Origin of the sequence: Pseudomonas sp. Cab53 (assembly GCF_018325965.1) — a bacterium.
Lineage (GTDB): Bacteria > Pseudomonadota > Gammaproteobacteria > Pseudomonadales > Pseudomonadaceae > Aquipseudomonas > Aquipseudomonas chlororaphis_E.
This window is the reverse complement of record NZ_AP021902.1, coordinates 43,080-61,450: the sequence shown is the minus strand read 5'-3', so window position 1 is coordinate 61,450 and position 18,371 is coordinate 43,080. Positions and strand designations below refer to the sequence as shown.

At 63.3% G+C, this 18,371-nt stretch carries 16 protein-coding genes; 5 read left to right on the top strand and 11 right to left on the bottom strand.

Features of this window, described 5'->3' with window-relative positions; genetic code table 11:
• Nucleotides 1-58: 58 nt before the first annotated feature.
• The 6 genes from KI241_RS00285 to KI241_RS00260 all read right to left on the bottom strand — a co-directional run bounded on the left by KI241_RS00285 (nucleotide 59) and on the right by KI241_RS00260 (nucleotide 7,499).
• On the bottom strand, nucleotides 59-1,078 hold the full coding sequence (locus KI241_RS00285; RefSeq protein ID WP_212803217.1) for a DUF5924 family protein: 1,020 nt from the start codon (nucleotides 1,076-1,078) through the stop codon (nucleotides 59-61).
• A 125-nt stretch (nucleotides 1,079-1,203) separates the two neighbouring features.
• Complete coding sequence (locus KI241_RS00280; RefSeq protein WP_047739344.1) at nucleotides 1,204-2,580, bottom strand: pitrilysin family protein; 1,377 nt, start codon at nucleotides 2,578-2,580, stop codon at nucleotides 1,204-1,206.
• Nucleotides 2,581-2,638: 58 nt separating this feature from the next.
• Entirely contained in the window at nucleotides 2,639-4,297 is a 1,659-nt protein-coding gene (locus KI241_RS00275; protein ID WP_212803216.1) for a Na/Pi cotransporter family protein, read from the bottom strand.
• A 337-nt stretch (nucleotides 4,298-4,634) separates the two neighbouring features.
• Nucleotides 4,635-5,402 (bottom strand): TerC family protein, encoded by a 768-nt coding sequence (locus KI241_RS00270; RefSeq protein WP_047739346.1) that lies wholly within the window; start codon nucleotides 5,400-5,402, stop codon nucleotides 4,635-4,637.
• 75 nt (nucleotides 5,403-5,477) lie between these two features.
• Nucleotides 5,478-6,785 (bottom strand): CitMHS family transporter, encoded by a 1,308-nt coding sequence (locus KI241_RS00265; RefSeq protein ID WP_042728906.1) that lies wholly within the window; start codon nucleotides 6,783-6,785, stop codon nucleotides 5,478-5,480.
• Nucleotides 6,786-7,172: 387 nt separating this feature from the next.
• Nucleotides 7,173-7,499 (bottom strand): DOPA 4,5-dioxygenase family protein, encoded by a 327-nt coding sequence (locus tag KI241_RS00260; protein ID WP_212803215.1) that lies wholly within the window; start codon nucleotides 7,497-7,499, stop codon nucleotides 7,173-7,175.
• A gap of 85 nt (nucleotides 7,500-7,584) precedes the next feature.
• On the opposite strand from KI241_RS00260, the gene KI241_RS00255 reads away from it, so the two are divergent.
• On the top strand, nucleotides 7,585-8,244 hold the full coding sequence (locus KI241_RS00255) for an NAD(P)H-binding protein (RefSeq protein WP_042728908.1): 660 nt from the start codon (nucleotides 7,585-7,587) through the stop codon (nucleotides 8,242-8,244).
• A 13-nt stretch (nucleotides 8,245-8,257) separates the two neighbouring features.
• Here the strand turns inward: KI241_RS00255 and KI241_RS00250 are convergent, their stop codons facing one another.
• Nucleotides 8,258-9,208 carry a LysR family transcriptional regulator gene (locus KI241_RS00250; protein ID WP_042728909.1) on the bottom strand — a complete coding sequence of 317 codons (951 nt, stop codon included), beginning with the start codon at nucleotides 9,206-9,208 and terminating at the stop codon, nucleotides 8,258-8,260.
• A 114-nt stretch (nucleotides 9,209-9,322) separates the two neighbouring features.
• On the opposite strand from KI241_RS00250, the gene betC reads away from it, so the two are divergent.
• The 3 genes from betC (at nucleotide 9,323) to KI241_RS00235 (ending at nucleotide 13,544) form a co-directional block, all read left to right on the top strand.
• Nucleotides 9,323-10,837 carry a choline-sulfatase gene (gene betC, locus KI241_RS00245; RefSeq protein ID WP_042728910.1) on the top strand — a complete coding sequence of 505 codons (1,515 nt, stop codon included), beginning with the start codon at nucleotides 9,323-9,325 and terminating at the stop codon, nucleotides 10,835-10,837.
• A 15-nt stretch (nucleotides 10,838-10,852) separates the two neighbouring features.
• Nucleotides 10,853-11,773 carry a choline ABC transporter substrate-binding protein gene (gene choX, locus KI241_RS00240; protein WP_212803214.1) on the top strand — a complete coding sequence of 307 codons (921 nt, stop codon included), beginning with the start codon at nucleotides 10,853-10,855 and terminating at the stop codon, nucleotides 11,771-11,773.
• 202 nt (nucleotides 11,774-11,975) lie between these two features.
• Nucleotides 11,976-13,544, top strand: coding sequence for a SulP family inorganic anion transporter (locus KI241_RS00235; protein WP_053148207.1), 1,569 nt, complete (start codon nucleotides 11,976-11,978; stop codon nucleotides 13,542-13,544).
• A gap of 41 nt (nucleotides 13,545-13,585) precedes the next feature.
• Here KI241_RS00235 and aroE read toward each other — a convergent pair whose 3' ends face one another.
• Together aroE and hemF are read right to left on the bottom strand one after the other, a co-directional pair.
• A complete protein-coding gene (aroE, locus tag KI241_RS00230; RefSeq protein WP_212803213.1) occupies nucleotides 13,586-14,404 on the bottom strand; it encodes a shikimate dehydrogenase in 819 nt (272 codons plus the stop codon).
• Between the two features lie 13 nt (nucleotides 14,405-14,417).
• Nucleotides 14,418-15,332, bottom strand: coding sequence for an oxygen-dependent coproporphyrinogen oxidase (hemF, locus tag KI241_RS00225; RefSeq protein ID WP_042728914.1), 915 nt, complete (start codon nucleotides 15,330-15,332; stop codon nucleotides 14,418-14,420).
• A 163-nt stretch (nucleotides 15,333-15,495) separates the two neighbouring features.
• Here hemF and KI241_RS00220 point away from each other — a divergent pair, with 163 nt between their 5' ends.
• The gene (locus tag KI241_RS00220) at nucleotides 15,496-16,473 is read left to right on the top strand and encodes an NADPH:quinone reductase (protein WP_042728915.1); all 978 of its coding nucleotides are present in this window, start codon (nucleotides 15,496-15,498) and stop codon (nucleotides 16,471-16,473) included.
• A 165-nt stretch (nucleotides 16,474-16,638) separates the two neighbouring features.
• Here the strand turns inward: KI241_RS00220 and KI241_RS00215 are convergent, their stop codons facing one another.
• Together KI241_RS00215 and dprA are read right to left on the bottom strand one after the other, a co-directional pair.
• Nucleotides 16,639-17,196, bottom strand: a complete 558-nt coding sequence (locus KI241_RS00215; protein WP_042731217.1) for an L-threonylcarbamoyladenylate synthase — start codon at nucleotides 17,194-17,196, stop codon at nucleotides 16,639-16,641.
• Between the two features lie 61 nt (nucleotides 17,197-17,257).
• On the bottom strand, nucleotides 17,258-18,352 hold the full coding sequence (gene dprA / locus KI241_RS00210; RefSeq protein WP_042731216.1) for a DNA-processing protein DprA: 1,095 nt from the start codon (nucleotides 18,350-18,352) through the stop codon (nucleotides 17,258-17,260).
• Nucleotides 18,353-18,371 lie beyond the last annotated feature (19 nt).

Below are 18,371 nucleotides of genomic sequence, written 5' to 3'. Positions count from 1 at the left end.
GCGCGCAAGTCCGGTGAAATTCATCGTGGCGAGGGAGCTTGCTCCCTCGCCACGATGTTCAACCACCTGCCGGCCCCGTCACATTGAACCGCAGCACCCCAATCATCTGCCCATTCTCCGTCAGCACCCGCACTTGCCACTTGCCCGCCGGGTTGTCCGGGAAATTCTGCTTGTGGGTCCAGGCACGGTAGCCTTCCTTGCGCCCGCCGTGGATGTCCAGGGCGATGCGATCCACCTCTTTGCCGTTGAACTGCCAGACGTGATAGATCCGCTCATCGAGGCCTCGCGGCGCATTGATGGCGGTGTAGGCGTACAGGCCGTTGCCACGAATCTGTTCCGCACTGACTTCCTTGAGGCTGGCGCCGGGGGTGCGATCCTCCACCTGGGTACTGATCGCCACTTCGGTCATCCACAACGTGGCCGGCGGCACCCAGGAGCGCAGCATCCAGCCGGCAGCGCCGATGCCTAGGGTGATGCACAGGATCGCCAAGGCGTTGCGCACCGTGCGGATCGGAAAGATCGACGCCAGGCTGGGGAATGACAACAGCATGGCAATGCCCAGCGCCAGCTTGAAGCTCTGGTCGGTGGTCAGGTGCAGGATGACCGGCAACGCGGTGAGGAGGGCGGCGAACAGCGTCAGGGTGTGCAACGCCAGGAACGCCCAGCGCCGGGGTGCCAGCCATTTGTAGTACAGCGGATCGGTGATCGAAATCAGCGCCGCCGCCGCCAGCAGGCTGGTGAAAATCAGCTGGCTGCTGTTCCAGGTGGTGGTGATGAAGAAAAACGGCAGGACGAAAAACAGGCTTTCCTGGTGAATCATCTGCGTGGCGTAGCGCAACAGCGGCTGGGGGATTTCCCGCTTGAAAATCCGCGTGAACAGCCGGGTCATGCTGTTCTCCACCATCAGCCAGAGCCAGCTCACCAGCATCATGACCGCGATCCAGGTGGCCAGGCCCTGCTGGCGGTCCACCAGCATGAAACTGCCGACGCCGGAGATGAAACCGCCGAGCGCAATGACCCCTGGGTAGCGCTTCATCAGTTCAAGGATGCGCTGGATAAAACGAGGCAGGCTTTGCATTAGGCGGTTTCACAGTAAGTCGTAGGAAATATCCCTGACAGAGTATCGTCCAGGGGGCGGTGTGGCGAGGATCATGGTGTGCGTCGCCAGCCTTTCATCTGACCCGCGTGGCATTGGAAACAGTTTCAAGCCCGGCGGCGCAATCGCCACGCCACCAGCCCCAGCACCAACACCGCCAGCAGCGCGCCCACGCCCCACACGAACTCATCATCGCTGAGCAACGGCTTCTCGATGCGCAGGTAGCCGGGGTCCTTGAGCAGTTCGCGCAGGGCCAGGTTGGCCTGGTCCAGGCTCACCGACTGCAAGCGCAGCGCCGGGTTGGCGAAGCGGCCGTCCTCGTAGTCGCCCAGGGCGCCCCAGTAGTAATCGGCCAGGGCGCTGTTGCCCTGGACCGCCCAGGACTGATGCGCGATGGCCGCACGCTTGATGCGCATGAAACTGGCGGGGTCCAGGCCGTCCTTGAGCAGGTTCTGGCGCAGTTCTTCGAGCGCTTCCTCGGCCTGGGGCAGGTCCTCGCGGGCCAGGTCCGCGTTCAAGCTGAAGAAACCGACGCCGCCGAACACCTCGCGCTCCGTCCACGGCCCGTAAGACAGGCTGCGGGCCAGGCGCAGTTGGCGATAGAGCGCCCAGTCCAGGTAATCCTTGAGCAGGTCGAAGGTTTCGTCGTGCTGCTCGTCCAGCACCGGCTCGGGGAACAGCCAGTGAAGCTTGGCGCCGTTGCCGACCAGGCCGTGGATCAGGTTGCGCTTGGTGACCGCACTGTAGCGGATCTGCGGCAGCGGCTCGTGTTGGCTGGGTTCGACCGGTTCAAGTTGGCCGAAGGTGCGCTCCAGGTAGGCCGGCAGCAGCCGATCGAGGTCGCCGACCACGATCAGCGTCATGTTGTTCGGTGCATACCAGGCCTTGCGCACGTGCTCGAGGCGGGCGAGGGTCAGGTGTTCGACCTCGGCCCGTTCTGCGCAGCGCAGGCCCAATTCCACTGCCAGTTGGTTACTGGCCTTGTGTCCCAGGTCCTGGCGGTCGAGCCAGCGTTGCAGGTGGGTGTAATGGCCGCCGTCCTCTCGCTCCACCACGCGCTTGGCCGCCTCCAGGGCTTTTTCGTCGATGCGGGTGCGGGTCAGCAACGCCATCAGCAGGTCCAGGACCTTGCGCTGGTTGCTGGCCGGCGCCTCGATGACGAACGTGGTGTCGGCGTTGCTGGTGAAGGCGTTCCATTCGCCGCCCAGGCTCTGCATGCGTTCCTCCAGGCCGCCTTCGCCCGTTTCGTCGACGCCGCTGAACAATAAATGCTCAAGCAGGTGCGGCAGTTCCTTATCGGCGCAGCTGAAGTCATCCAGGCCTACGCCGACCACCAGGCGAATGGCCACATGCCCGCGCTCGCTGCCCGGCTTGAGCACCAGTTGCATCCCGTTGGGCAAGGCGTAGCCCTCGACCTGAAACCGGTCCAGGGCAACTGCAGGCAAGGCGCCGAGCAAGAAAAGGGCGAATAACAGACCACGCATAAACGGCTTCCTGGCGACTGACAGTCCAATCCTACTGACTGGACAATGCGCCAGATGTTCAAGGCGAATGGGTGATGTCCGATATTTCATCGGCCGCCAGCGCACCGATTTCAGCGGTCTCCAGCACCACGTAGGCGCTGCCGCAGAACAGCGAATTCAGACGCCTCATGTCGGCAATCAGCTCCAGGTGCAGGGCGCTGGTCTCCAGGCTTTGCAAAACCTTGCGTTGCAGGCGGCTGACGTGGGCGTGGGCCATTCGCCGTTCCTGCGCCCGAAAGCGCCGCTTCTCACGCAGCAACTGGCGGGCGCTTTCCCGGTCGGCACTGAGGAACACCGACAGACCCAGCCGCAGGTTGGCGATCAACTGGCTGTGCAGCCCGGCCAGCTCTTCCAGGCCCACGTCGGAGAACGAGCGGCGTTGTGCGGTTTTCTGTTGCTGGACCTTGCGCAGCATGCGCTCGATGAGGTCACTGGCCAGCTTCAGGTTGATCGCCAGCTCGATGATTTCCGCCCAGCGGCGACTGTCCTGTTCGCTGAGGTCTTCGCGGGGCATCTGCGCCAGGTACAACTTGATGGCGCCGCACAGCACCTCGACGTCATCCCCCATGCGCCGCACGTCCTGGGTGACCGCCGTCTGCTGGCCATGCAGCACGTCCAGCATGGCTTCGAGCATGGCTTCGATCAAATCACCGATACGCAAGGTTTCCCGGGCGGCATTCGCCAAGGCCAGGCTCGGTGTGGTGAGGGCGGTGAGGTCCAGGTGCCGGGGCTTGGCCGTGCCGTTGGTCTCGGGTCGCTCCGGCAGCAACCAGGCGCAGAGCCTGGCCATCGGCGCGACGCTGGGCAGCAACACCAGGCAGCGCACGGTGTTGTAGAGCAGGTGAAAGCCGATCACCGTTTCCTGGGGACTGAAGTCCAGGCTGTCCAGCCACCCCACCAATGGGTCGAGGACCGGGATGATCAGCAGCAGGCCGATCAGCTTGTACAGCAGGCTGCCCAACGCCACCTGGCGCCCGGCGGTGTTCTGCATGCTGGTGCTGAGGAACGCCAGGACGCCGCTGCCGATGTTGGCGCCGATCACCAGGCCGATGGCCACCGGCAGGCTGATCACCGCGGCGCCGGCCAGGGTCGCGGTCAGCAGTACGGCCGCCAGGCTGGAATAGGAGACCATCGCGAACAGGGCACCGACCAGCGCATCGAGCAGGATGTCGCCGGTCAACGACGCGAAGATCACCTTCACACCCTGGGCGTGGGTGATGGGTGCGGCGGCTTCGACGATCAGTTGCAGGGCGAGGATGATCAGCCCCAGGCCGATCCCCACCCGGCCCATTTGCCCGGCGCGGGTCTGCTTGCGCGAGAGGAAGAAGATCACCCCGAGGAAAATCAGCAGCGGCGACAGCCAGGACAGGTCCAGGGTCAGCACCCGCGCCATCAACGCGGTGCCGACATCGGCGCCGAGCATGGTGGCCAGGGCAGGGGTCAGCGCCATCAGGCCCTGGCCGACGAAGGAGGTGACGAGCATCGCCGTGGCGTTGCTGCTCTGCACCAGCGCGGTGACCATGATGCCGGCCAGGAACGCCAGCCAGCGCCGGGACATGTTCTGGCCGATGACATGGCGCAGGTTCGAACCATAGACCCGCAGGATGCCGGTACGGACGATGTGCGTGCCCCAGATCAGCAAGGCCACCGCGGAGAGCAAATTCAGCAGGGTCAGCATGACAAGCCCCCTGTTAGCGTCCCAAAGGGACAAATTGACGATGCCACATGGATTCGTTGTTGTACTTAAGCTGTAGTTGGCGAACGGTTCGAGCGCCAGCATTGCACAGCTAAAGAACCGATTGAAACAAAACTGTCATAAAAAATGCACCCTCGAAAACACCCCAATCCCTGTGGGAGCGGGCTTGCTCGCGAATGCATTCTGTCAGGCGACACAGGATTGACTGTTCTGGCCTCTTCGCGAGCAAGCCCGCTCCCACAGGTCATGCACCAGGCCACTTTCATACCGGCATGAAAAAGGGGCTCCAAGAGCCCCTTCGTTCATTGCCGCGGTCCTTTTACTGGCCCGGGATATCCTTGCGCAGTTTTACCGGGTCCTGCTGGCTGCGCTTGCGGGCAATCGCCGTGCGCATCTTGATGTTGATGGCTTCCACCGCCAGGGAGAAGGCCATGGCGAAGTACACGTAGCCTTTTGGTACGTGGACGTCGAACGACTCGGCGATCAGCACGGTACCCACCACCAGCAGGAACGACAGCGCCAGCATTTTCAGCGACGGGTGCTTGTCGATGAACGTGCTGATGGTGCCCGAGGCCAGCATCATTACCAGGACCGCAACGACGATTGCCGCCACCATCACCGGGACATGGGAGACCATGCCGACAGCGGTGATGACCGAGTCCAGGGAGAAGACGATGTCGATGATCGCGATCTGGATGATGGTGTAGAGGAAGTTGCCGCCCTTGCCCGAGGGCTCGTCGTTGCTCTCGTCCTCGCCTTCGAGCGCGTGGTACATCTCCTGGGAGCTTTTCCACAGCAGGAACAGGCCACCGAAGAACAGGATCAGGTCACGACCCGAGATGCCCTGGCCCAACACTTCGAACAAATCGGCGGTCAGGCGCATCACCCAGGTGATGGACAGCAGCAACAGGATCCGCGTGACCATGGCCAGCGCCAGGCCGAAGATCCGGGTGCGCGCCTGCATGTGCTTGGGCATGCGGCTGACCAGGATCGAGATCATGATGATGTTGTCGATGCCCAGGACAATTTCCAGGGCGGTCAGGGTAAAGAAGGCAACCCAGATTTCCGGGTTGGTCAGCCATTCCATGTGAGTTCCTTTAGCGTGTGTTAGGCCACGCGGCGCCGCCAGTGACCTGGAGACGCCGGGCAGGGGGCATTGCTTTTATAGAGTGCTGAACAGCGGAAAGATCCCCATCAGCAAGGCGGCAACCATTATGCACAGGCAAACCAGCACTGCCCACTTCAGGGTGAAGCGCTGGTGATCACCGAATTCGATGCCGGCCAGGGCCACCAACAGGTAGGTGGATGGAACCAGCGGGCTCAACAGGTGGACGGGCTGGCCAACGATCGAGGCACGGGCCATTTCCACGGCGGTGATGCCGTAGTGACTGGCGGCTTCGGCGAGAACCGGTAACACCCCGTAATAAAATGCATCGTTCGACATGAAGAACGTGAACGGCATGCTCGCCAGGGCGGTAATCACGGCCAGGTACGGGCCGAGGAAGTCCGGGATCACTGCCAGCAGGCTCTTGGACATGGCATCGACCATGCCGGTGCCGGATAGGATGCCGGTAAAGATACCGGCCGCGAAAATCAGCCCGACCACCGCCAATACGCTGCCGGCGTGCGCTGCAACGCGGTCTTTCTGCTGTTGCAGGCAAGGGTAGTTGACGATCATCGCGATACTGAAAGCCACCATGAACAGCACCGGCAGCGGCAACAGGCCGGCGATCAGGGTGCACATCAGGCCCAGGGTCAGCGCGCCGTTGAACCAGATCAGTTTCGGACGACGGGCATCCGGGAACTGGGAAACGCTGATTTCGCTGTGGTCGATTTCATCGCCGGCCAGGTGCAGTTCACCCAGGCGCGCACGTTCACGCTTGCCGTACATGTAGGCAATCAACAGGATCGCCACCACGCCGAACGCCATCGCCGGAATCATCGGGACGAAGATGTCGGACGGATCCACATGCAGCGCACTGGCGGCGCGGGCTGTCGGGCCGCCCCAAGGCGTCATGTTCATCACGCCGCCGGCGAGGATGATCAGGCCGGCCATGATCCGTGGGCTCATGCCGATGCGGCTGTACAGCGGCAGCATCGCCGCCACGCAGATCATGTAAGTGGTCGCGCCGTCTCCATCGAGGGAAACGACGAGCGCCAGAACGGCGGTGCCGACCGAAACTTTCAACGGGTCGCCCTTGACCAGCTTGAGGATCTTGCGCACGGCCGGGTCGAACAGGCCGGAGTCGATCATCAGGGCAAAATAGAGAATGGCGAACATCAGCATCACCCCGGTCGGGGCAAGCTTGGTGATGCCTTCGAGCATCATCGGGCCGATTTTCGGGGCGAAACCACCGAACAGCGCGAACAGGATCGGGATGATGATCAGGGCGATCAGCGCGGACAGGCGCTTGGTCATGATCAGGAACATGAACGTGATGACCATGGCGAAGCCAAGGAAAGTCAGCATAGGAAATACTCCAGGCGTGGCGCGGCGGGCAAGGGCGAACCGGACAGGTCAGCGCAGGATGCGGGGCTCGGGACGAACGGATGGAGTGGGCGCGACGGGACAGGTAGTTGCGGACATCAGAATCACCATTGTTGTTGTAGAGGGGCCAGGACCGCGGCGAAAGCCGTTGTTGGCCACCGGTCTTTTGCCGGTAGTGAGGCGATCCTAATCGCGCAAGCTTTCAGCCAGCTTTCGCGCAACAACCGGATGTCGAGTTCGGAAGAGGAAGCGTTAGCACATCTTTGCGGCGAGGGAGCTTGCTCCCGCTGGGTCGCGCAGCGGTCCGGTTTGGGACTACTGCATGGCCCCGCGGGAGCAAGCTCCCTCGCCACACAGATCGCAGTGGGGCTAGAAGCCCGACAGATCCAACGGCCGCATGGTGCCCATCCAGATCGCATGGTCGGTGTGATCGGCCAGTTCATCGCCCGTATTGGGGTGCAGGAAAATCACCAGGCCTTTGCGGTAGAGCGCCAGCCACGGCAAGACCACTCCGATGTACTGCGGGTCGAACGACAACTGGCAGCTCCAGTCCGGATGCGGACCAACCGGGCGCTGATGCATGCGGCCCATTTTCAGCGGGAACAACTGTGCCGCTTCCTCGCACAGCGCCCGCGCCTGGTCGAGGGTGCTGGCGTCGAAATACACGTGGGCGTGGTAGCCCTTGATGCGTTGCATCTGTCACTCCTCGAAAAGAGGCCGAACCCCAGCCGTTTGTCGCGGGTCAGAGGCCTTACACGTGGGACAAAAAAGGAACAAAGCCATGAAAAATGCAGAAACCCCGGTGATCAAAGTGGTGCTTTATGGTGCCATGAGCAGCCTCGGCAGTGCATTGATGGCTGAAATGCTGCGCCGCCAGCATGAAGTGATCGCCATCCTCGACGACCTCACCGCCCTGGCGCCACGGCCGGGCCTGCGGACCAAGCCCGGTGATCTGTTCGATCCCGAGCGGGTCAAGCAAAGCGTAGCCGGTGCCAGCGCCGTCATCTGCCTGCTGAACGCGCCAGGGTTGCCGATGAACAGCGAGCAGGTGGAGCGCAACCTGATTCCAGGCCCCGTGGAACAAGTACTGGCGGTGGACGCACTGATTGCCGGGATGGAAGCGGTGAACATTCCGCGGCTGTTCCTGGTGGGTGATTTCGCCGTGCTCGACGAGGAGCAGGGCGACGACGACCTGCAACGCCACGCCGCCGAAGAAGTGCTCGACGCCCTGCAGAACAGCACCTTGCAGTGGACGCTGATCAACTCGCCCTACGCCGCGCCGGGCCTGGGCATCGAACACTTCAGCCAGGTCAGCACCAGCCTGGAACCGGGCCTGGCGGACGCCCTGGAGCGGTTGAACCGGGTGGCGGTCGGGATCGCCGACGAGCTGCGCCTGAACCTGCACGTGGGCCAGCACGTGAGTTTCATCGCCGCCCACTGAAGGCGCCGCGCGTTCAAACGGCAATGGAGGGCAGGGGCAGCCCGGTCAGTGATTCGGCGCTGTTGGCCTGCTCTTCCATCAACCAGTCCACGAACAGCCTGATCAATGCCCCACGCCGTTTGCGCTGGGGCAAGACCACGTAATACCCCAACCGCGACAGCACGGTCTCGGCAATGGGCCGGCACAGCAGGCCTTGGGCCAATAAGTTATCCACAAGGTGCCGCCAGCCAATGGCGACGCCCTGGCCGCCGATCGCCGCCTGGATCAACAGCGTGTAGTTGTCGAAGCGCAACTGTCCGGGGGCCGGGGGCGAGGTGATGCCCAGCTCGCGAAACACCCCGTTCCAGTCAAACCAGTTGCTGCCGTTGCCTGCGCGCAAGTGCAGCAATGGGAACTCCGCCAAGGCAGGTGCGGGCAAGGGCAGGGGCCGCGCCTTGAGCAGCAGCGGACTGCACACCGGAAAGACTTCTTCGCTGAACAGCCAGCGACTTTCGCCTTGTTTGAAGCGACCGTCGCCGAACAATACGGCAACGTCAATGTCCGTGCGGAGCATGTTGTGGTTGCGCTCGCCGGTCACCAGGCTGACGTCGATCTGCGGGTTCGCGGCGTGAAACCGATGCAATCGCGGCATCAGCCAATAAGCCGCAAAAGCGAAGTCTGTGGCCACCTGCAACACCTCGTGCTGGTGCTGCGCCGTGATCGCACTCAGCCCGGCGTCGATGCTCTGCAAGCCGGCCTGGACTTGCTCGAACAGGATCGAGCCGGCCTCCGTCAGCTCGATGCCGCGGTAAATGCGATCGAACAGCCGTGTGCCCAATTGTTCTTCCAGGCGCTTGATCTGTTGGCTGATGGCTGGCTGCGTGGTGCCCAGTTCAATCGCCGCTGCCGTGAAGCTCTGCTGGCGGGCGGCCGCTTCGAAGGCACGGAACAACTCCAGGGACAGGTCACCCAAGGCGTCATACATAAGCTGTGCTTATCCTAGTCATTATCCTACATGGGCTTTACCCCAAAACCCGGGGGCTACATGCTCAATCGCAGCAATGTCGCATAACTGCTCACTATGGAATGCCGCGAATACATGAAGCGCAAGAACATTCTTTTCATCATGGCCGATCAGATGGCCGCGCCAATGTTGCCGATCTACGGTCCTTCGCCGATCAAACTGCCCAACCTGTCGCGCCTGGCCGCCGAAGGTGTGGTGTTCGACGCGGCGTATTGCAACAGCCCGCTCTGCGCGCCGTCGCGTTTCACCCTGGTGAGCGGCCAGTTGCCCAGCAAGATCGGCGCCTACGACAACGCCGCGGATTTCCCGGCGGACATCCCCACCTACGCCCATTACCTGCGCCGCCTCGGCTACCGCACGGCGTTGTCCGGCAAGATGCACTTTTGCGGGCCAGACCAGCTGCACGGCTATGAAGAGCGCCTGACCAGCGACATCTACCCGGCCGATTATGGCTGGGCCGTGAACTGGGATGAACCCGACGTGCGGCCGAGCTGGTACCACAACATGTCGTCGGTGTTGCAGGCCGGCCCTTGCGTACGCACCAACCAGCTGGATTTCGACGAAGAAGTGGTGTTCAAGGCCCAGCAATACCTGTTCGATCACATTCGCGAGGACGGCGACCAGCCGTTCTGCCTGACCGTGTCCATGACCCACCCCCACGATCCGTACACCATTCCCAAGGCGTTCTGGGACCTGTACGACGACAACGACATTCCGTTACCGCTCACCCCGGCACAGACTGAGCTGGACCCGCATTCCCAGCGCCTGCTCAAAGTGTATGACCTGTGGGGCAAGCCGCTGCCTGTGGATAAGATTCGCGACGCCCGCCGGGCCTACTTCGGCGCGTGCAGCTACATTGACAGCAACGTCGGAAAACTCCTGCAGACCCTGGAAGATACCGGTTTGCTGGAAGACACGATCATCGTGTTCTCCGGCGATCATGGCGACATGCTCGGTGAAAAGGGCCTCTGGTACAAAATGCACTGGTACGAAATGGCCGCACGGGTGCCGCTGTTGATCAGCGCGCCGGGGCAATTCGCCAGCGGACGGGTGAGTGCAGCGGTGTCCACCGCCGACCTGCTGCCAACCCTGGTGGAACTGGCCGGTGGCACGCTGGAACCGGGGCTGCCGCTGGACGGACGCTCGCTGGTGCCGCACCTGCAAGGGCAGGGCGGGCATGACGAAGTCTTCGGTGAATACATGGCCGAAGGCACCGTGAGCCCCTTGATGATGATTCGCCGTGGCCCCTGGAAATTCATCTACAGCGAGGACGACCCGTGCCTGCTGTTCGATGTCCACAATGACCCCAAAGAATTGGAGGATCTCAGCCAGTCTCCGGAGCATCAGCGCCTGTTCGCCGATTTTCTCGCCGAAGCCCGGGCCAAGTGGGACATCCCCGCCATTCACCGACAAGTGCTCGCCAGCCAGCGGCGCCGTCGGTTTGTCGCCCAGGCGCTGACCCTGGGCAAACTCAAGAGCTGGGACCACCAGCCACTGGTCGACGCCAGCCAACAGTACATGCGTAACCACATCGACCTCGATGACCTGGAGCGCAAGGCCCGTTATCCACAACCCTGCCAACACCAATAACGTAAGGGGAAGCACATGCAAAAGTTATCCACAGTACTGACCGCCGGGCTGTTGGCATTGAGCAGTGTGTCGGCCTGGGCCGAGCAAAGCTGCGAAACCGTGAAGATGGCCGATCCGGGCTGGAGCGACATCGCGGCGACCAACGCCATCGCCGGTTTCCTGCTGGACGGCATGGGCTACAAGGCCAAGGTCGATACCTTGGCGGTGCCGATCACGTTCGGAGGCCTCAAGGATGGCCAGGTCGACGTGTTCCTCGGTAACTGGATGCCGGCGCAACAGGGCTTCTACGACAAATTCGTCGCCACCGGCGATGTCACGCAGTTGGCCAAGAACCTGGAAGGGACCGAGTTCACCCTGGCAGTGCCGGACTACGTCTGGGAGGCCGGTGTGCATGACTTTGCCGACCTGAACAAATTCGCCGACAAGTTCGACAAGAAGATCTACGGCATCGGCTCCGGCGCGCCGGCGAACCTGTCCCTGAAAGAGATCATCAAGACCAATGATTTCGGCATGGGCGAATGGAAGCTGGTGGAGTCCAGCGAACAGGCGATGCTGGCGGAGGTCTCCCGGGCCGTGAAAAAACAGAAGTTCGTGACCTTCCTCGGTTGGACGCCGCACCCGATGAACGTGCAATTGAAAATGCATTACCTCAAGGGCGGCGAGAAGTACTTCGGCGACACCGGCAGCGTCTATACGCTGACCCGCAAAGGTTATGCACAGGCCTGCCCGAACGTCGGCAAGCTGCTCACCAACCTGAGTTTCACCCAGGAGATGGAAAACAGCATCATGGCCGACGTGGTGAACAACAAGGTCAGCAACGCCGACGCTGCCAAGGCCTGGATCAAGGCCAACCCAGCCGTGTTGGATAAATGGCTGGACGGCGTGAAGACCGTGGATGACAAGGACGCGTTGGCGGCGGTGAAGGCCAAACTGTAAGGCCGGCTGTTGTGGCGAGGGGATTTATCCCCGCAGGGCTGCGGAGCAGCCCCCGGTTGTCAGGAAAATCGTGTCCAACCGATTTGGGGTCGCTTCGCAACCCAGCGGGGATAAATCCCCTCGCCACAGATATGATCTTCACCACAGAGAGAGCGGTGCATTGTCCTGTTACTCTTGCGCCAAACCCCATCCTCGAGGCCCCATGGCATTGCCCACGCGCCATTCACTCTTTCCGTTCCTGAGCTGGCTCCCCCGCCAGACCCGCGCCAGCGTCGGGCGGGACCTGATCGTCGGCCTGAGCGGCGCCATACTCGCGTTGCCCCAGTCCATTGCCTACGCCCTGATCGCCGGCTTGCCCCCCGAATATGGCTTGTACGCGGCGATCGTGCCGGTGCTGATTGCCTGCCTGTGGGGTTCCTCCTGGCATCTGATCTGCGGTCCTACGGCGGCGATCTCCATTGTCCTGTACGCCAGCATCAGCCCACTGGCCGTGCCCGCCAGCCAGGACTACGTCACCTTGATCCTGCTGCTGACCGTGCTGGCGGGTGTTTTCCAGTGGTTGCTGGGGTTGTTGCGTTTCGGGGCGCTGGTGAATTTCGTCTCGCACTCGGTGGTGCTGGGCTTTACGTTGGGGGCGGCGGTGGTCATTGCCCTGGGCCAGTTGCCGAACCTGCTGGGCCTGGACCTGCCGAACGAAGCCACGGCCCTGAAGGGCGTGCTGGCGCTGCTCAGCCACATCGGGGCTGTGGATAAACCCTCCTTGCTGCTGGGCTTGGCCACGCTGGCCCTGGGGATAACCCTGAAAAAGGCGTTGCCGCGTTGGCCGAGCCTGTTGATAACCCTGGTCATCAGCAGCCTCGTGGTCTGGCTGTGGCCCGCGATGTTCGGGCATGTGGCGCTGGTCAGCGCCTTTAGCGGACGCTTGCCGCCGCTCTCGCCGCTGCCATTGGACCTGGAGCTGATCCTGCGCCTGCTGCCCGGCGCCGTCGCGGTGGGGATGCTTGGGCTGGTGACCAGCCTGTCGATCGCCCGCTCGTTGTCGGTTCGTTCCGGGCAATTGCTCGACGCGAACCAGGAGGTGAGGGCGCAGGGCCTTTCCAACATCATTGGAGGTTTTTTCTCCGGATCATTGTCGGCCGGTTCCTTTACCCGTTCCGGTCTCAGCTATGAGGCCGGGGCCTGCTCGCCGTTGGCCGGGGTGTTCTCGGCCCTGTGGGTGGCGCTGTTCGCCGTAGCCGGCGCAACGCTGATCGCGCACATTCCGATCCCGGCCATGGCCGGCAGCATTCTGCTGATCGCCTGGGGCCTGGTGGACCACCGCGCTATCCGCGCGCTGTACCGGGTGAGCCGCGCCGAATTCGTGGTCATGAGCCTGACGTGCCTGGCGACGCTGCTATTGGAACTGCAAACCGCGATCTACGCGGGCGTGCTGGCCTCGCTGTTTTTCTACCTCAAGCGCACCTCCCAACCGCGAGTGCAGCATTATTGCGAAGGGGAAGCGGAGGTCCTGCGGGTCGGCGGCTCGATCTTTTTCGGCGCCAGTCATTTCCTGCAAGTGCGGCTGCAGCGATTGCAGGCACAACAGGTGGTCATCGATGCCCAGCAAATCAACTTCATCGATTACTCCGGCGTGGAAATGCTCCACCAGGAGGCCCGGCGCCTGCGCAGCCAGGGCCGCAGCCTGACCCTGCGCCGGGCCCGGCCCCAAGTGGTGGAAGAGCTGAAGAAGCTGGAGGGGGCGGAGCACTGCCCGATTCAATTCGAGGATTGAGCGGTTCGCGTTGTGGGAGCAAGGCCTGCTCCCACAACGCCCTACAGCGCCAACTGGCGGCGCAACTCCGCCAGCACCGGCGCGGTGTCCGGGCGCACGCCGCGCCACAGGTAAAAGGCCTCACCCGCCTGTTCGGCCAGCATGCCCAAGCCATCCATCGCCACCGCGCCGTGCTCGCGTGCCCAACGGCAGAACGAGGTCGGCTCCTTGCCGTACATCATGTCGTAGCACAACGTCTTGCCCGGCTCGATCAAGCTGGCGGCAATCGGCGGCACCTCCCCTGACAGGCTCGCCGACGTGGCGTTGATGATCAGGTCCACCGGCTCTTGCAACCAATCGAAGCCACTGGCAGACACCGGGCCCAGGTCGGCGAACAGCTCGGCCAGCAGCTCGGCCTTCTCCACCGTGCGATTGGCGATGATCACCGAGGCCGGCGCTTGCGCCAACAACGGCTCCAGGGCGCCGCGCACCGCACCGCCGGCGCCCAGCAGCAGGATGCGCTTGCCCTGAAGGCTGAACCCCGCGTTGACGGTCAGGTCGCGCGCCAGCCCGGCACCGTCGGTGTTGTCCCCCAACAGGCGGCCATCGGCCAACTTGCTCAACGTGTTCACGGCCCCGGCGCGTTGCGCCCGTTCGGTCAGGCTGTCGGCCAGGCGGAAGGCGTCTTCCTTGAACGGAACGGTGACATTGGCGCCACGGCCCTCGCGGAAGAATGCCCGCGCGCACCCGGAAAAATCCTCCAGGGGCGCCAACAGCGTGCTGTATTCCAACGCCTCTCCGGTCTGCTCGGCGAACAACCGGTGGATCAGCGGCGACTTGCTGTGGCCGATCGGGTTACCCATTACAACGTAGCGATCCATGAGCGCTCCTCGTTCAGGCCGTCGCCAGCCAATCGCGATCCTGCAGGAAGTATTCGGTCAATCGGGCTTCTTCGCTGCCCGGCTCCGCTTTCCAGTCGTAGCCCCAGCGCACTTGCGGTGGCAAGGACATCAGGATCGACTCGGTACGTCCGCCCGATTGCAGCCCGAACAAGGTGCCGCGGTCATAGACCAGGTTGAATTCCACGTAGCGCCCACGGCGATACTCCTGGAACTCGCGCTGCTTGGCGGTGAAGGCGTCATGCTTGCGCCGCCGCATGATCGGCAGGTAGGCGTCGATGTAAGCGTCGCCGATGGCGCGCATGAAGGCGAAGCTGGTGTCGAAATCCCAGGCGTTCAGGTCATCGAAGAACAGGCCGCCGATGCCCCGTGGTTCGTTGCGGTGCTTGAGGTGGAAATAGCTGTCGCACCAGGCCTTGTAGCGCGGATACACCTCCGGGCCAAACGGCGCGCAGGCTTGCTCGGCGATGCGGTGCCAGTGCACACAGTCTTCTTCCACGCCGTAGTAGGGCGTCAGGTCGAAGCCGCCGCCGAACCACCAGACCGGCTCTTCGCCTTCCTTTTCCGCGATGAAAAAGCGCACGTTGGCGTGGGACGTCGGCACATGGGGATTGTGCGGATGGATCACCAGCGACACGCCCAGGGCCTCGAAACCGCGCCCGGCCAGTTCCGGCCGATGGGCGCTGGCCGACGGTGGGAGACCGCTGCCAAAGACGTGGGAAAAGTTGACGCCGCCCTTTTCGATCACCGTGCCATTTTCGAGCACCCGGGTGCGCCCACCGCCACCGGCAGGCCGGGACCAGGCGTCTTCGACGAAGCGAGTGCCACCGTCCTCGGTTTCCAAGGCGGCGCAGATACGGTCTTGCAGGTCGAGCAGGTAGGCTTTCACGGCCTCGGTGCGAGTGGACATGACATCACCTTGATCAGGGTTACGCTACGGGGCGTAACGAGCCGGCGGCAAAAAGGGCGCACAGGATACCACCGCGCTTGCCCACGCCACAGTTGACGAAGGTCAAGCTTAGGAGTCCGATAGCAGGCTTGGTAAAAAGTCCCGCGACAAGGAGAGAGTGAAGATGGCCAAACGTATCCAGTTCCGTTCCCACGGCGGCCCCGAAGTGCTTGAGTACCTGGACTATGAGCCCGCCGAGCCGGGCCCGCAGCAGGTGCGCGTCAGCAACAAGGCGATCGGTTTGAATTTCATCGACACCTACTACCGCAGCGGCCTGTACCCGCCGCCGGCACTGCCTTCGGGCCTGGGCGCCGAAGGGGCCGGCGTGGTCGAGGCGGTCGGCACGGGCGTCACACGGTTCAAGGTCGGTGACCGGGTGGCCTACGGCAGCGGTCCGCTGGGCGCCTACAGCGATGTGCACGTACTGCCCGAAGCCAACCTGGTGCACCTGCCGGCGTCCATCAGTTTCGAACAGGCGGCCGGGGTGATGCTCAAGGGCCTCACCGTGCAGTACCTGTTGCGCCAGACCTATGAACTCAAGGGCGGCGAAACCATCCTGTTCCACGCGGCCGCCGGCGGCGTGGGCTCTTTGGCCTGCCAATGGGCCAAGGCCCTGGGCGTGAAGCTGATCGGCACGGTCAGTTCCGCCGAGAAAGCCGCCGTCGCCAAAGCCCACGGTGCCTGGGAAACCATCGACTACAGCAAGGAAAACGTCGCACAGCGCGTACTGGAATTGACTGACGGCAAGAAGGTCCCCGTGGTGTACGACGGCGTCGGCAAGGACACCTGGCTCACGTCCCTCGACTGCGTGGCGCCTCGCGGCCTGCTGGTCAGCTTCGGCAATGCCTCCGGGGCGGTGGATGGCGTGAACCTGGGGATCCTCTCGGCCAAGGGTTCGCTGTACGTCACCCGCCCGACCCTGGCGACCTACGCCAACAACGCCGAAAACCTGCAACGCATGGCCGACGAGCTGTTCGGCATGATCAGCAGCGGCAAGCTCACGGTGGACATCAACCAGCGTTACCCGCTGGCAGAAGCGGCCAAGGCCCAGGCGGAACTGTCGGCGCGCCGCACCACTGGGTCGACCATCCTGTTGCCATAAGCCAACAGCTTTTGTGGCGAGGGGATTTATCCCCCTGGGCTGCGAAGCAGCTCCCAAAAAGGCAACTCGGTGTGCCAGGAAGATTGAGTTTGCTGCTTCAGGGCTGCTTCGCAGCCCAACGGGGATAAATCCCCTCGCCACAGAGGGCTCCCTCACCACAAAGACCTAGTCCGGGCGCACGACCTTGCCGGTCGCCAGGTCGCGGATCACGCTGGGGTTCTTGCGTCCGCCAAGGTTGCCGCCCAGCACCAGGTCGACCTGTCCGCGGAAATACTGCTCGACGCGAATCCGCGTGCGCGCCGCCGGACGGCCCTGGGGGTTGGCCGAGGTGGACACCAGCGGTCCGACCAGGGAACACAAGTCGCGCACGGTGGGGTGGTCGCTGACCCGCAGGGCAACGGTGTCATGCACGCCGGTGATCCATTCCGGCAGCAGGTTCTGGTGCGGCACCAGCCAGGTATTGGGCCCTGGCCAGGTGCTGGCCATGCGATCGATCCACGCTTCGGGGAAGTCTTCGAACAGAAAGTCGAACTGGTGGATGTTGTCCGCCACCAGTATCAGGCCCTTGTCGGGCAGCCGCGACTTGATCGCCAGCAGGCGCTCCACCGCTTCCTCGTTCCACGGGTCGCACCCCAGGCCCCAGACCGCTTCGGTTGGATAGGCAATCACCGCCCCGGCGCGAATTTCTCGCGCGGCTTGTTGCACACGCCAACTGTTGACCATGAACGATTCTCCGCAACACAAGATAAGGCTGTGCGCAGTTTACCCATCTTGCTCATAAAACCTAGCGGGCAAACCAGCGTCCGCCGTCGCAGATGGCACGCCCCTCCATTTCCAGCTCGGTCAGCGCCGCTAATACCCTGGGCAGGCCCCAGCCACTGGCATCGGCCAACGCCTCGCTGCTCAGTGGCGCGGCATGGAGCAAGCGCAGCAGCGGATGGATGACCGGCGTGGGCTCCGCCGCCAGGGGCAAGCGCTGCCAACCGCGCAACGCCTCGAGGATGTGCTCGACGGTCTCGACCAACGCCGCACCGTCACGGATCAGTTGATGGCAGCCACGAGCACCGGGGTGATGGATGGAGCCGGGAATCGCATAGACCTCGCGCCCCTGCTCCGCCGCCAGGCGCGCGGTGATCAGCGAGCCACTGGCAACACTGGCCTCGACCACCAGCACACCCAGGGACAAACCGCTGATGATCCGGTTGCGCCGCGGAAAGTGGCTGGCGTGGGGTGGGGCGTCCAACGCAAACTCCGAGAGCACCGCGCTGCCCTGGGCAATCATCGCGTCCGCCAGGCGCCGATTGCGCTGTGGATAAAAATTTTCCAGCCCGGTGCCCAGCACGCCAACGGTGCACCCGCCCACCTCCAGCGCGGCCTGGTGCGCCGCCGCGTCGATGCCCAGGGCCAGGCCACTGGTGATGACAAAACCGGCCCCGGCCAGGCTTCGGGAAAATGCCGCGGCCGTGTCCATTCCCGGTCGCGAAGCCCGGCGGCTGCCGACCATCGCCAACTGGGGTTTTTCCAGGATCGAGGCGTCGCCGGCGACGAACAGCAACGGCGGTGGGTCGCTGATCTGCGCCAGCAGGGCCGGGTAGTCGGCCTGGTCCCACATCCGTAAATGCTGGCCCGGACGCTCTAGCCAGGCCAATGCGTGGGCGGCGCCGTCACGCACCTGGGGGTTGCGCCGAGCCTCGGCACACGCCACGGGCAAGCCCAATGCACGCCAGGCACTGGCCGGCGCGCTGAGGGCTTTGGACGCCGAGCCAAAGGCGTGCAGCAAGGTCATGAAACGTTTGGGTCCCAGCTCCGGCAAGCGGTGCAGGCGCAGCCGGGCCTCCAGTTCCGCCGGGGAAACCGGAGCAGATTCAGGCAATGACATCGGATCATCCTTGATCGTA

Excerpts from the sequence above, each read along its gene's own strand:
- KI241_RS00270 (WP_047739346.1), bottom strand. The coding sequence starts at position 5,402 with ATGGAATGGCTGACCAACCCGGAAATCTGGGTTGCCTTCTTTACCCTG.
- KI241_RS00235 (WP_053148207.1), top strand. The coding sequence starts at position 11,976 with ATGGCATTGCCCACGCGCCATTCACTCTTTCCGTTCCTGAGCTGGCTC.
- KI241_RS00260 (WP_212803215.1), bottom strand. The coding sequence starts at position 7,499 with ATGCAACGCATCAAGGGCTACCACGCCCACGTGTATTTCGACGCCAGC.
- KI241_RS00255 (WP_042728908.1), top strand. The coding sequence starts at position 7,585 with ATGAAAAATGCAGAAACCCCGGTGATCAAAGTGGTGCTTTATGGTGCC.
- aroE (WP_212803213.1), bottom strand. The coding sequence starts at position 14,404 with ATGGATCGCTACGTTGTAATGGGTAACCCGATCGGCCACAGCAAGTCG.
- betC (WP_042728910.1), top strand. The coding sequence starts at position 9,323 with ATGAAGCGCAAGAACATTCTTTTCATCATGGCCGATCAGATGGCCGCG.
- KI241_RS00215 (WP_042731217.1), bottom strand. The coding sequence starts at position 17,196 with ATGGTCAACAGTTGGCGTGTGCAACAAGCCGCGCGAGAAATTCGCGCC.
- choX (WP_212803214.1), top strand. The coding sequence starts at position 10,853 with ATGCAAAAGTTATCCACAGTACTGACCGCCGGGCTGTTGGCATTGAGC.
- KI241_RS00265 (WP_042728906.1), bottom strand. The coding sequence starts at position 6,785 with ATGCTGACTTTCCTTGGCTTCGCCATGGTCATCACGTTCATGTTCCTG.
- KI241_RS00280 (WP_047739344.1), bottom strand. The coding sequence starts at position 2,580 with ATGCGTGGTCTGTTATTCGCCCTTTTCTTGCTCGGCGCCTTGCCTGCA.
- KI241_RS00250 (WP_042728909.1), bottom strand. The coding sequence starts at position 9,208 with ATGTATGACGCCTTGGGTGACCTGTCCCTGGAGTTGTTCCGTGCCTTC.
- KI241_RS00275 (WP_212803216.1), bottom strand. The coding sequence starts at position 4,297 with ATGCTGACCCTGCTGAATTTGCTCTCCGCGGTGGCCTTGCTGATCTGG.
- KI241_RS00285 (WP_212803217.1), bottom strand. The coding sequence starts at position 1,078 with ATGCAAAGCCTGCCTCGTTTTATCCAGCGCATCCTTGAACTGATGAAG.
- dprA (WP_042731216.1), bottom strand. The coding sequence starts at position 18,352 with ATGTCATTGCCTGAATCTGCTCCGGTTTCCCCGGCGGAACTGGAGGCC.
- hemF (WP_042728914.1), bottom strand. The coding sequence starts at position 15,332 with ATGTCCACTCGCACCGAGGCCGTGAAAGCCTACCTGCTCGACCTGCAA.
- KI241_RS00220 (WP_042728915.1), top strand. The coding sequence starts at position 15,496 with ATGGCCAAACGTATCCAGTTCCGTTCCCACGGCGGCCCCGAAGTGCTT.